General features: G+C 65.9%; 11 protein-coding genes and 1 pseudogene. 2 read left to right on the top strand and 10 right to left on the bottom strand.

Annotated features, from left to right (window positions below):
- Nucleotides 1-245 precede the first annotated feature (245 nt).
- From OC184_RS17940 to OC184_RS17980, 9 genes are all read right to left on the bottom strand, one after another.
- Nucleotides 246-1,466 (bottom strand): cytochrome P450, encoded by a 1,221-nt coding sequence (locus OC184_RS17940; RefSeq protein ID WP_265508523.1) that lies wholly within the window; start codon nt 1,464-1,466, stop codon nt 246-248.
- A 48-nt stretch (nt 1,467-1,514) separates the two neighbouring features.
- On the bottom strand, nt 1,515-3,161 hold the full coding sequence (locus tag OC184_RS17945) for a GMC family oxidoreductase (RefSeq protein ID WP_265508524.1): 1,647 nt from the start codon (nt 3,159-3,161) through the stop codon (nt 1,515-1,517).
- Nucleotides 3,151-3,792 carry a gluconate 2-dehydrogenase subunit 3 family protein gene (locus OC184_RS17950; RefSeq protein ID WP_265508525.1) on the bottom strand — a complete coding sequence of 214 codons (642 nt, stop codon included), beginning with the start codon at nt 3,790-3,792 and terminating at the stop codon, nt 3,151-3,153. Before OC184_RS17950 ends, OC184_RS17945 begins: the two co-directional genes overlap by 11 nt.
- Nucleotides 3,785-4,678, bottom strand: coding sequence for a hypothetical protein (locus OC184_RS17955; RefSeq protein ID WP_265508526.1), 894 nt, complete (start codon nt 4,676-4,678; stop codon nt 3,785-3,787). The genes OC184_RS17950 and OC184_RS17955 overlap by 8 nt, the downstream gene beginning before the upstream one ends.
- Nucleotides 4,675-5,784 carry an enolase C-terminal domain-like protein gene (locus OC184_RS17960; protein WP_265508527.1) on the bottom strand — a complete coding sequence of 370 codons (1,110 nt, stop codon included), beginning with the start codon at nt 5,782-5,784 and terminating at the stop codon, nt 4,675-4,677. The genes OC184_RS17955 and OC184_RS17960 overlap by 4 nt, the downstream gene beginning before the upstream one ends.
- Entirely contained in the window at nt 5,784-7,580 is a 1,797-nt protein-coding gene (locus OC184_RS17965) for a thiamine pyrophosphate-requiring protein (RefSeq protein WP_265508529.1), read from the bottom strand. The genes OC184_RS17960 and OC184_RS17965 overlap by 1 nt, the downstream gene beginning before the upstream one ends.
- 134 nt (nt 7,581-7,714) lie before the next feature.
- Nucleotides 7,715-9,517, bottom strand: coding sequence for a glycoside hydrolase family 15 protein (locus tag OC184_RS17970; RefSeq protein WP_265508531.1), 1,803 nt, complete (start codon nt 9,515-9,517; stop codon nt 7,715-7,717).
- An 81-nt stretch (nt 9,518-9,598) separates the two neighbouring features.
- Nucleotides 9,599-9,898 (bottom strand): PRC-barrel domain-containing protein, encoded by a 300-nt coding sequence (locus tag OC184_RS17975; protein ID WP_265508532.1) that lies wholly within the window; start codon nt 9,896-9,898, stop codon nt 9,599-9,601.
- Between the two features lie 115 nt (nt 9,899-10,013).
- Nucleotides 10,014-10,928 (bottom strand): CAP domain-containing protein, encoded by a 915-nt coding sequence (locus OC184_RS17980; protein WP_265508533.1) that lies wholly within the window; start codon nt 10,926-10,928, stop codon nt 10,014-10,016.
- A 228-nt stretch (nt 10,929-11,156) separates the two neighbouring features.
- Here OC184_RS17980 and OC184_RS17985 point away from each other — a divergent pair, with 228 nt between their 5' ends.
- Together OC184_RS17985 and OC184_RS17990 are read left to right on the top strand one after the other, a co-directional pair.
- Nucleotides 11,157-11,687: an MgtC/SapB family protein gene (locus tag OC184_RS17985; protein ID WP_265508534.1), complete on the top strand. Its 531-nt coding sequence runs from the start codon at nt 11,157-11,159 to the stop codon at nt 11,685-11,687.
- A gap of 136 nt (nt 11,688-11,823) precedes the next feature.
- Nucleotides 11,824-12,555 (top strand): HdeA/HdeB family chaperone, encoded by a 732-nt coding sequence (locus OC184_RS17990; RefSeq protein WP_265508535.1) that lies wholly within the window; start codon nt 11,824-11,826, stop codon nt 12,553-12,555.
- A 146-nt stretch (nt 12,556-12,701) separates the two neighbouring features.
- Here the strand turns inward: OC184_RS17990 and OC184_RS17995 are convergent.
- A pseudogene (locus OC184_RS17995) lies at nt 12,702-12,808 on the bottom strand (IS5/IS1182 family transposase); the annotation flags it as partial.

Genomic DNA, 12,808 nt, shown 5'->3' on the forward strand with positions numbered 1-12,808 from the left:
GACCTGGCGGAGTTTCGCGACGATCTCTTCCGGCTTGTGCTTTTTTTGGGGCATTCCTTTATCCTCCATCTGGCCCGAAAGCCTACTTCAGGGAGGACCACTTTTCAGGGGGCAGGCCACACAGGCCCAAGGGGAAGAGCGAAAGTTTGCGACACTACCAGCGCATCCGCGGGTGGCGGAATTATTATCTTACAACAGTTGGTGTGCTTACAGTTGCCAGAGGACTGCGGATCTTCGCAGAATGTTCAGACCTGCTTGCCTGCCACACGCGACAGGATCATTCCGCTCTTCGGTCCTGCGGGCATGCGATTCAACGGTATGGCCAGGTCCTGCGGCGGCACCGCATAGTCCATCCGTTCGACCAGGAGTCGCGTTGCGCTGCGGATGATGGCGACGGTCAATTGCTCGCCGGGGCAGCGATGGCTTTCGGCGATGCGACCGCCGCCTTGGGGAACAAAGTCGAACCCTTGGTCTTGCCAGGTGAGCACCCGATCGGGGTCAAAAACCATTGGTTCCGGGAACCGGCGCGGGTCGTGATTGGTGCCGTACAGGTCGAGAAGCACCCAATCACCCTTGGAAAAGCGATGTCCTCTCCAGTCGAAGCCGCAGCGTGAAATGCCCCCGATGACCGGGAAGAACGGATAGAGCCGCCGGACCTCCTCGGCAAAGCTGTCATAGAGCTTGTCGCCGGCACCCTGCAGCGCCTCGCGCCAGTCTGGACGATCATGCAGCGCCAGCGCCGAGAACATCACGTAACGCCCGATGGCGACAATGGGGCGCAGGACGTTCAGAAGCTCGACCGTAGCCGCGTTCAGACTCAGCAACTGCCCGTCAGGGTCGCGGAACAAGGCGATCCTGGCGACGGGGCTATCTGCACTGCCCTCGATACGCTGCTGTTCTAGAACCGATCTGACGAAGCGCTCTGCCGATCTGCGCCGTGCCATGGCAGCCAACATGCGCGGGCCGACATGCCCCGCATATTCGATCATTGCTGACAGATCCCGGCACATGCGTTCGGCGCTCCGGCCGGTCAGCGGAACCCCCGCCCACCGGCAAGCCGCACGTGTCAGCACCAGGTTGACCTCGTCCAGCAGGACGATCTGCGGCTGCCGTGACCACCCTTCCATCGCAGTCACCCACTCTGCCTCGAACAGATCCAGAAAATCCTGCTCGGCCATGCTGCCCATCAGCAGATCGATGAAGAGCGCCTTGCGGTGTCGATGGGCCGCACCGTCCAGCATCTGCACGCTGCCCTTGTCCTGCAACAGCCGCAGGACCGTCGGCGGCATCGCGCTTCGGCGGGTGAAGCAGCCGCCGCCATAGAACATGCGCGCTGCCTCCTCTCCGCGCAGGCAGGTGACGCGCCGGAGCATGATACGCGTCTGGAACATGTCCGTGCCGAAGGCATCGCAACGCGCGCCGATGAAGCCATAGCCTTCGCGCAAGAATGCCAGTGTGTGGTCCATTCGGCCTGTGCGAGGCAATGTCATCAAATGGCTCCCCCGGTTCTTCACCTAAAGCTCTCCGCGTCGAGCCATGGCGGCGATGCGGTCACCGGTGCGGCAGGCGATGGCCTGGATGGTCAGCGACGGGTTGACGCCGCCGACGGTGGGGAAGACCGAGCCGTCGCAAATCCACAGGTTCGGGATGTCCCAGCTGCGGCAGTCGGCGTCGACGACGCTGGTTCGGGGGTCGTCGCCCATGCGCGCGCCGCCATTCAGGTGGCAGGTGTCGTCCGTCTGCTCCCAGATGTCGCGGGCGTCGGTGGCCCTCAGAGCCTGACCCATGAAGCCGAGGGCGTGGTCAATCATCGCCCGGTCGTTGTCGCACCAGGAATAGGTCACGCACGGGATCGGCAGGCCGTACTGGTCGGTCTCGTCTGCCAAGGTCACGGCGTTGCGTTCCTGCGGCAGCATCTCTCCCACCATCTTCAGACCGACGACGTGGTTGTAGTTCTGCATCTCGGATACCAGGGCGTCACCCCAGAGCCCCCTGCCGGAAAGGAGCGTGTTCGCCCAGAGCTGCGGCTCAGGACCCTGGCTCATGTAGCAATAGCCGCCGTGGAAGTCCTTTCCCTCGTCCTCATAATTCCAGTGCTCGGTCAGCGCCAGCGAGGGGGGCGACTTGTAAGACCGGATCTCCTTGTCGGACGTCCCCCAGACGGCCTGGTTCGACTGGACGGTGATGTACTTGCCGACAAGACCCGAGCTGTTCGCAAGCCCTTCGGGGAAGCGGTCACTGGCTGAGTTCAACAGCAGGCGCGGTGTCTCGATCGCATAGCCGGCGACAACCACGTTTCGGGCGCGCTGGAACCGCCAGTTGCCGTTGCGATGGTAGTGAACGCCGGTGGCGCGGTCGCTGCGGTCCACCTCGACCCGGCCGACCATCGCGAGGTCCCGGATCTCGGCTCCGGCGGCGATGGCGCGGGGAATCCAGGTGACCAGCGCGCTCTGCTTGGCGTTGGTGGAGCAGCCCAGCACGCAGAACCCGCGATAGACGCAGGGCCGGGCGCGGCCGCGCGGGGCCGACAACGTTGCGATGGGGGTCTCGGTCCAGGGAATGCCCATCGCCTCGCAGCCCTCGGCCAATGCCAGAGCGGCGGCGTTCAGCTGATGCGCGCGATAGGGGTAGCGGGGCCTTGGCGGACCCCAAGGGTAGTTGACCGGGCCAGAGATCGCCAGCGCGTCCTCGACCTCGCGGTAATAGGCCCACATCTCGCGCCAGTCGAGCGGCCAGTCGAAGCCATAACCCAGCTTGCTGCGCGACTTGAACCATTCGGGGCGGAAGCGCAGCGACACCATGGCGAAATGCACGGTGCTGCCGCCCACGGACTTGCCGCTGTTGTTCGAGCCCAGTTGCAGCGGGTTCAGCCCGTCCACGATCCGGTCGTCTGTCCAATAGAGCTTGCTCTGATGGGACTCGTCGGACGCGAAATCCTCGAGCGGTCGCCAATACGGGCCGGCGTCCATGGCGACGACGGAAAAGCCCGCCTCGGCCAGCTTGCAGGCCAGCGTGCCGCCGCCTGCGCCGGTTCCGACGATGACGAAATCAACCTTTTCATCTTCGCGGTATTCCCGCATCGGGACCCAACCGCCGGGCATGAACACGTCCGGCGCACGGCCTTTCGTCGCGCGGGGCGTCTGCATGGGATCATCTGACACGGCGGTTCTTCCTGATCGCGGCGGCAGCGTCGCCGTCCTTGACTTCGGCGGCCTCCCACGGGTCGCGGCGGTCATAGCCGGTGCGGACATAGCCGCGCGGGCTGGCGGGCCCGCCCCAGCCAATCTCGCTCCACGCGGTCGGGTGGGCGTAATAGGCGAAGACGATGTCCTTGGCCACAAGCTGGGTGAAAACCAGCTGGGACGACATCCCCTGCCAGGCGGGATGATCCAGTCGGCCCTCGTGCATGCAATGCAGAAGCCCGTCACGGTCAGGGCTGGAAAGATGCCGGAAGTTTGCCCCATGCGCCGCCTGTGCCTCGGCATCCAGGGCGGCCAAGGCGCGGCGCCATGCCTCGCCCGGCGGCGGCATTCCGAGGTGACGGAAGCCATCCTGTCCGCCGGCCAGCAGCCTTGCGTCGACCAGGTCCGCCACCGGGATCGGGTCGACGCGATGCGGTTGCGGCACGATGCGGTCGGCCAGGCTTTCGACCGTCCGGTATTCCGTCTCGCTGAAGAAGCGCGGCCCGCGGGGCGTCGCAAGGCGGTCGTCGACGACCTGGCGCGTCTTGTCGTTCCAAGACGGCCCGTTGCGCTTCGACATCACGTCATAGCCCGAATAGCGCTCAGTCATGGCGATCCTCCATCATCCGCAGCGAAGCCAGCCCGGCGATGGCCAGGCCGGTATAGCTGGGCGGTGCGGGCAGCGGCGGTCCGTCCAGAAGGTTCTGGCTCCAGTTGCGCCAGCCGCCCATCATCCGGTGGACGCCCCAGGCGTGAAAGCCCACGCCGGCAAGTCCGGTCGCCGCCGTCGCCCACAGCCAGCCACGCGTGGTTTGCAGTGTCGGCCGCCCCGCCCCGACCGCGATGCCGGCAAGCGCAAGCGAGGCGGCGGGGGGAACGGTGACGGGAAGATACATAGCCGGATTGTGGAACGCGCCCCGGAAGTGCAGAAGCCAGACCTCTGCCACGTCACCGAGGATGCCGGCCGAGGCAAGCGCGGCCAGCGCCCGCCCCGACTGCTGATCCGACGGCCAGTCACCCGACCGCAGTTGCTGCGCGGCAAGACCGATCAGGCCCGCCAGCGACAGGGCGCCGGGTGCCCCGACAGGGGCGGCATAGAACAGATTCTGCCATGACCAGCCGCCCGTGCGCTTCGAGATGTCGTAGACATGGAAGCCCAGACCCGCGACGCCGGCCAGCATCGCCGCGACGGAGGTTCCGGTCCGCAGTTGGCCGGGACACCGACCACCCGATAGCGACGTGGCCATGCTGGCGCTTGCGACGGCCAGCGGCACGTACATGCCCAGATGCTCGAACGATCCGCGGTAATGTTCGATTGCGCTGTCGAACAACACCGATCCCGCCAGGGTCGCCGCGCCCCAATCGAGTTGGCGGGCGGCATGATCCCTGCGCGTCCGTCGTGCCGGTGGGCGACGCCTGCCGCGTGCCGCCAATCCGCCCAGAACGGCGGCAGCGAACAGGCCCGAGACGGCGATGGCTGCGGTCCGCCCCCTCATGCGGGGACTCTTGCGGCGAAGCGTTCGGCATCCGCCTCCTTCAGCGCAAGGCCCAGGCCGGGGCGGCCGGTCGGCGGGCTGACGGCCCCGGCATGTGGGGTCGGGGCACCGTCGAACAGCATCGCCTCGATGCGGACATGATCCGCGAACCACTCCAGATGCCGCAGGTTCGGGACGCTTACCCCGATGGCCGCGTGCAGCGCAGGTGCGCAATGCGCCGACAGCGGAATGTGATGCACTTCGGCCAGCGTCGCCGCCTGCAGGAAGCCGGTGATCCCCAGGCAGCGCGTCGCATCCGCCTGCAGCACGTCGACGCTGCCGGCGGCCAGCATCTTTTGGAAATATCCGGGGTCAAAGCCGTATTCGCCGGCCGCGATATCCATCATCGGCGGCGCATGGTCGCGCACGAAGCAAAGGCCCGCCAGATCGTCCGACGAGACCGGCTCCTCGAACCAGCGGACATCCAGGTCGGCCGCCGCGCAGGCCATGTGCAGCGCCTCGCGCGGGGTAAAGGCGCCGTTCGCGTCGATGAACAGCGCGGCATTTCCGATGGCCCGCCTGGCGATCCGCATGCGGTGGGGATCGCGACCGGGATCGGCGCCGATCTTCATCTTGACCCATCGGCAACCGTCGCGCCGGACCCACGCCTCAAGCTGCCGCGCCAGATCGTCGTCAGACAAGTTGGTGAAGCCGCCGCTGCCATAGATCGGCACGTTGTCGCGGACACGGCCCAGCAGGACACCAAGCGGCAGGTCCAGAAGCCTGGCCTTCAGATCCCAAAGCGCTGTGTCGACGGCCGACATCGCCGTCGCCGCCACCCCGGCCACGCCGACGTTCCGAAGCCGGCGACGCATCGAGAGCCAGCACGCCGACACATCCATCGCATCGCAGCCGTCAAGGCAGTCGGCCAGCACCCCGTCGACCACGGCGGCCGCGCTGGCATCGGCATAGGTATAGCCTATGCCCGTCAGCCCGCCCGCCGTCACCTGGACCACCACAAGTGTCGTCGCCGTCCAGGTGAGGGTGCCGTCGCCCTCGGGTCCCTCGGTCGGGACACTGAAGGCCCGCGCACGGACCTCGCTTATGCGCGCCTCGGGCGCCGCCATCAGTCCTTGTCGTCCCTGTCGTCGGACAGGACCGACCCAAGCACCTGCCGCGCGGTGTTCGCGATCATGCTGCCGCGGTTCGGGTCAGCAATGATGCTCGAGGCATAGTTGCGCATCTGCTTGAAGGTGATGTGCGGCGGCATCGGCGGAACCTCGGGGTCGGTCTTGACCTCGAGCACCACCGGCATGGGCGAGGCCAGAGCCTCGTCCCAGGCCGAACCCAGCCGGTCCGGATCGTCGACATAGATCCCCCTCAGCCCGATCATCTCGGCGAAGCGGTGATAGGGCACGTTCGGGATGATCTGCGTCGCCTCGAACTTGGGATCGCCCTCCATCACGCGCTGTTCCCAGGTGACCTGGTTCAGGTCCTCATTGTTCAGCACCATGCAGATCCACCTGGGCGAGGTCCACTGCTTCCAGTACTTGGCGACGGTGATCAGCTCGGCCATGTTGTTCATCTGCATGGCGCCGTCGCCCACCATGGCGATGACGGGCCGTTCGGGATGCGCGAACTTAGCGGCGATCGCATAAGGGACCGCGGCGCCCATCGAGGCCAGCCCGCCCGACAGCGACGCCATCATGCCGCGCCGCATCTTCAGGTCGCGCGCAAACCAGTTGGCGCAGGACCCCGAATCCGAGGTCAGGATCACGTTGTCCGGCAGGCGGGGCGACAGTTCCCAGAAGATGCGCTGCGGGTTGACGGGATCGGCAGGCTCCATCGCCCGATCCTCGAGTGTGTCCCAGGACTTGGCGACGCTTTCCTCGACCGTCTTGCGCCAGGACCGGTCCTCCTTGCGCTGCAATAGCGGCAGCAGCGCCCGCAACGTCTCGGCCGAGTCGCCGACCAGGTTCACCTCCATCGGATAGCGGACGGACAGCATGCCGGGCTCAAGGTCGATCTGCACGCCGCGCGCCTGTCCCTCCTCGGGGAGGAATTCGGAATAGGGAAAGCCCGAGCCGATCATCAGCAGCGTGTCGCAGTTCATCATCAGCTCGTGGCTGGCCTCGGTCCCCAGAAGCCCGATGGAGCCGGTGACCCAGGGAAGGTCGTCAGGCAGCGCCGCCTTGCCCAGCAGCGCCTTGGCGACTCCTGCGCCCAAGGTCTCGGCGACCTGGATCACCTCGTCGGTGGCGTGCAGGGCGCCTGCACCCACCAGGATACCCACCTTTTCGCCGGCATTCAGCACTTCGGCGGCGCGCTGCAGGTCGGCGTCGAAGGGGACCACACGGGGGCGGGTATATCCCACGCCCGACTTGACTGCGCCATGCGCGCGGGGCGGCTCCTCGTAGGTCGCCTCCTGCAGGTCGTTGGGAAAGATCAGCGCCGTGACGCGACGCTCGCCGATGGCCATGCGGACCGCGCGGTCAACCATGTGCCGCACCTGCCCCGGCGCCGAGGCCTGCTTGACGAAGGTTCCCGCAACATCCTTGTAGAGCGCTTCAAGGTCCAGCTCTTGCTGGTAATGCGCGCCGACGGCGGTCCGAGCCTGCTGGCCGACGATGGCCAGCACCGGCATGTGGTCCATGCGCGCGTCGTAAAGCCCCGTCAGCAGGTGCGAGGCACCCGGACCGGAGGTCGCCAGGCAGACGCCCAGTTCTCCCGTGAACTTGGCATGGGCCGAGGCCATGAAGGCGGCCATCTCCTCGTGCCGGGCCTGGACGAACTCGATGTCGCCATTGCACCGCTGCAGCGCGCCCAGCAGCCCGTTGATCCCGTCGCCGGGATAGCCGAAGACGCGGGTAACGCCCCAGGATTTCAGTCGTTCCCAGAAATAATCTCCGACGGTCTGGCTCATGAGATGCTCCCTCCTTTTCGGCGCCTGGCGGGTCTGAAGCGCTGTGCGCGCCTGCCCGGAACCGGACGGGGGCCGGAATGTTCCTGACAGTTTTGCGCCCGTGGCAAGGGGACCGATCAGCCCGAGCGGGGCGGTCACGTCTCGCGGCCGTTGTGGCCCGCCTGCAGTCCGTTCTGCCGCCAGAAGGTCAGGGCCGTGTCGATCATCGAGAAATGCGAGAAGGCCTGCGGGAAGTTCCCCACCTGCGATCCGGCCTCGACATGGTATTGCTCGGCCAGAAGGCCCACGTCGTTGCGCAGGGACAGAAGCCTCTCGAACAGCGCATGCGCCTCGGCTCGGCGGCCCTGCAGGAACAGGTTGTCGGCCAGCCAGAAGTTGCAGGCCAGGAAGGCACCCTCTCCGGCGGGCAGGCCGTCCTCGGCGTGGGCGCTGTCATAGCGCAGGATCAGGCCGTCCTTGGACAGATCGCGCTGGATCGCCTGCACGGTGGCAACCATCCGCGGATCGGTCGCCGGAAGAAAACCCACCAGCGGCATCAGCAGCACCGCCGAGTCGAGCGCCTTCGTCCCATAGGACTGCACGAAGACGCCGCGATCCGCGTCAAGGCCGCGGTCCAGGATCTCGGCCCTCAGGACCTGCCGCAGGTGGCGCCAGCGATCCACGGGCCCTTCGAGGCCAAACCTTTCGACCGCACGGATCGCCCGGTCGAAGGCGACCCAGCACATCAGCTTCGAATGAACGAAGTGCTGCCGGCCGCTCCGCACCTCCCAGATGCCGGCGTCCGATTCGCACCACAGGGTCTCGAGCCTGGCCATCAGCTGCGCCTGCAGCCCCGACGCGGTCTCGTCCAGCGTCAGCCCGCAGCACTGCGCCTGATAAAGCGCGTCGGTCACGCTGCCGAACAGGTCGATCTGCAATTGCTTGTAGGCCGCATTGCCGATGCGGACCGGGCGCGATCCGGCAAAGCCCGGCAGCCAGTCCAGCGTGACCTCGTCGTTGCGGTGCTCGGCCCCGATGCCATAGAGCGGCTGAAGCTGGGACGCCGCCCCCGCGACCGCCCGCAACAGCCAGTTGCACCAGTCCTCGGCCTCTTTCCGGTAACCCGCGTTCAGAAGCGACACCAGCGAGAAAGAGGCGTCGCGCAGCCAGCAGAAGCGATAGTCCCAGTTGCGCGTCCCGCCTGGATGTTCCGGCAGGGATGTGGTGGGCGCGGCGACAATGCCGCCGGTCGGGCGATAGGTCAGCGCCTTGACCGTGACCAGCGACCGCTTCACCGCGTCCCGCCACGGGCCGTCATACTGGCAGCGGCCCACCCAGTCCGACCAGAAGCGCTCGGTCTCGGCCAGGGCGGCAAGCGGCCGGCAGCTTGGATGGACCGACAGATGCGAGGCGGCATACGCCAGCGAGAACGGGATCTGCTGGCCCTTCTCGACCGTGAATTCGGCAATGATCGTCTGGTCCTGGACACAGACGTCCACCGGCGCCACAAGGCGCACGGCATGGGGTCCGGCGACGGCCTGCAGTCCGCCATCGACCCTGCTGACCCAAGGGATGATGCGCCCGTAGTCGAAGCGCAGGCTCAATTCCATCCGCATCGCCACTCGTCCGCTAAGGCCGGTCACAATCCTGACCACATCGGAAATCTGCCTGTCGCTGCGGATCGGCATGAAGTCGATGATCCTGACGGCACCCTCCTCGTTCTCGATGTCGGACTCGAGGATCAGCGTATCGCCGCGATATCGGCGCGACCGGCTGGTGACATCGCCAACAGGCGCGATCTGCCAGCGCCCATGCTCCTCGGTGCCCAGAAGCGCCGCGAAACATGCGCCGGAGTCGAAGCGCGGCCAGCAGAGCCAGTCGATCGAGCCATTGCGGCCGACCAGTGCGGCGGTCTCGCAATCGCCAATCATCGCATAGTCGCTGATCGCCTTGGTCATGCCTGCTCCGTCAAGCGCTGCCCGTTACTGCCAGTCGTAGTCGCGAAAACAACGATGACGGCCCCGTCTCGGCCTTTGTGATCAGTCCTCGTGCGCCGGCATCAACTTCAAGTCGTCCCTGGTCCATCTCGTTATGGCACGCACGCTGCCGTCCTCTTCCCACCTCAGGTCCAGTTCGCGGACCGAGACAAGAACCGGCTTCGTGCCCATGCCAGAAAAGCCACCGACATCGATCACCACCTGGGCCGCCTGACCTGTTCCATAAGTGCGGTCGATGGTGCCGATCCTCTCGTCGCCTGGACCGTAGACGGTCGCACCATCTATCGCCGCGCCTGTATATTCCTCCATGGTAAGCTTCGGAAGTCTTGCATGGTCCATCATCAGGTCCTTCTCGGAGTAGGGATCCAAAAACTCGTTGGGCTGGCAGGTCGGTTCCTATTCGAACCTGCGGACGGGCAGGGATCGGCATCGTGCTGGCACGCCTCGCCCTCGTCGATCAGAACGTCTCGGCCAGCAGGAGAAGGGCGACTTTCCGCCCCTTGCCATCTGTGCGCAGGACCATGCCGGCATGGGTCAACCCTTGCTGCAGGATCTGGTCGCGATAGGGGCTGCCGGCGGCTAGCCAATCCGACACGAAGGTTTCAACATCGCCGGCGACCGGTCTGGTGCCGCAGCCGCCGCATGTGCCGCCAATGGTCATGATGCGCTGCCAGTCGCGCCGCGCTTCCTCGGGCAGCGCTTCGCGAAGACTGCCCATATCGGTCAGCGCAAAGCTCCGCAGGTCTTCCGGGACCAGCGCCGCTGCGGTCTGCTGAAGGGAAGGTTCGAGCTGCAGCGGCTCAAGGTCCTCGTCCTGCCGTATGGCGTTGATGCGGTCGAGCGCAATCTCCGCGGCAGCTTGTGCGTCCACCGGCTGGCCGGGCTCATCTCCGCGAGAGGTACCGGGGCCGGCAAAGGTCTGGACGGCATAGACGGTCTGCCCGCCGGAGGCGGTGGCGAAGCCGAACCGCTCCAGCCCCTCGGCCAGGATGTTCGCGCGGTGACCGGGGCTGTTCATCCAACCCTCCTGGAAGGCCTCGACACGCGCGATGTCGGCCGGAATGTCGCAGCCGACGCATCGGGCAATGTTTTCGGCCACCAGTTCCCATTCGCTGCCGCCTGCCGTCAGATAGCGGTCGCGCACGTCTTCGCCTTCAGGCGATTCATGCGCATAATAGTTGCGATCAAGCATATCCTCGGCGTGGACGCGCGCGGCCTCGTCCAGATCGGCGCCTGCCGTCAGTGTCTCCAGCCCCTGATCCTGCCGGGCCTGGTTGACCAGGTCGAGGGCGCGCTGGTTCAGCGCCTCGGGATCCTGTGCGGCAGCGGCGGTGCAGGACAGCATCAGCGCCAGAAGAGGCTTCAGCGACAAGCGACGTCTCCTTTCGTCCATCGCGCGGATGCGGATCACAGGATGCGTGCGGTCCGCGTCCTTCGGGAACATCCCGAATGCCAAAATGTTTCTGACAGTCTTCCCTTCCAGCACGGCGACCGCAGCGACATCGCCGGCATCCTCTGGCCGTGGGAGGGTGTCGAACCTCATCTGGTTCGGACGCGCCTGTCCGGAGATCACGTCTCTTCTCGCAAACAGGGAGCAATCATGTCGGACCTCGAAACCGTATCGCGCTTGGCAATCGCCGTTTTGGGTGGCCTTGTCCTGGGTCTTGATCGAGAGTTGTGTGGCATCTCTGCAGGCATCAGGACGCATGGCATCGTCGCCCTGAGTTCGGCGGTCATTACGGTCTCGGCGCTCCTGCTCTATCACGCCCTCTCGCTGGACGGAGGCAGCCAGAACATCGGTCCGTTACGCGTGGTCCAGGGTCTTGCGCAGGCGATCGGCTTCATTGCTGCCGGAGCCATCTTCGTTGCACGCGGCGACGTTCACAACCTGACATCCGCGGCGAACCTGTGGTTGGCAGCTGCACTAGGCATCGCTGCCGGCGCAGGGCAGTACGTGCTCTTCGGCGCTTCGCTGGCTTTCGGGGTGATCCTGATTACCTTCGTCCGCCTCGCCGAGCGCCTGATCCCCAACGGAAAGAAGGCTGATGTCGAGGCACTTGGCGTGGAAGCCGAGGGTGATGACCCGCGCACGACCGGAAGCATCGACAAGGTGGCCGGACAGAAGAAGTAGGTTTCCATCGTCCCGCCGTTCCATGATCCTTTGGAAGCCACCCTCCCAGGGCAGGAACAATTCCGAGATCGGCAGATTAGGAGCATCTCATCACGAGGAGGAACCCCCACTGACATTTTCGATCAGAATCGCCGCCATGACGGCGATCTGCGCCTTGCCCGCCGGAGCGGCGCTGGCGCAGACACAAGAGAGCGAAGCTGGCAGCATGAGTGAACGGAGCGCTGACCAGATCACCTGCGCAGACATCGTCACGATGGACAGCGAGCTGATACCTGGCGCGCTCTACTTCGTTTCTGGCTACCAGGAGGGAAGCCAGGCGGGGACTGGCGGTGCCGGCATGTCCGGCGGCGTTGCGGACACGGCAACTGGTGGATCGACCGCCACCACCGGCGACCAGGGCGGGATGTCTTCGAACAGCACCAGCGAGGCTGCCAGTGCCTCAGGCAGCGGCAGCGACGGAGGTGAAGGCGCCACAACAGCCACCGGCGACAGCACGGACGCCACAACCAGCACCGGCGCGGCGATGCCGGACAGTGCCGGCGGCACGTCAGCAGATGAGCCGTCAGGAACGACCAGCGCAACGGGTGCCGGCATGTCGACAGGCGCGGCTGCGGAAGGCGATGCAGGGCTGACAGGCGGCAGCACCACCGCCACGACCGCGGCGACTGCCAGCGGCGGCGACATGACTGGCCAGACCTCCGGCGGCACGAGCCAGCCTGGCCAGCCTCAGGTCGTGCGCGTGACGGGCCTGTTCGAGATCCCGATCGCTGACGTCGTGACGCTCTGCGGCGAAAGCCCGGAGATGTCCGTGTCAGACGCCGTCGAGCAGCATCGGAACGGCAGCGGCACCGGTTCGTCCACGAACTGATGATAGATGATCTGCACAGCGGCGAGGCGCAGATCCGCCGCTGTGCGAGATGCGCTCGCGGACCCTGATGCGAGGACGGCGAGCCCAATTCATCTCCGTGATCGCTACCCGGATCCAGGATGTGCGATGCGCCTTAGGGTCAGGATTCATAACCAATAGATGACGACAGCTGCGAGGGCGATCGCGGATAGGAAGACCTTTGGGCATCGGTCGTAGCGGGTCGCCACGCGCCTCCAGTCTTTAAGCCTGCCGA

This window comes from Paracoccus rhizosphaerae (assembly GCF_026162645.1).
Taxonomy (GTDB): domain Bacteria; phylum Pseudomonadota; class Alphaproteobacteria; order Rhodobacterales; family Rhodobacteraceae; genus Paracoccus; species Paracoccus rhizosphaerae.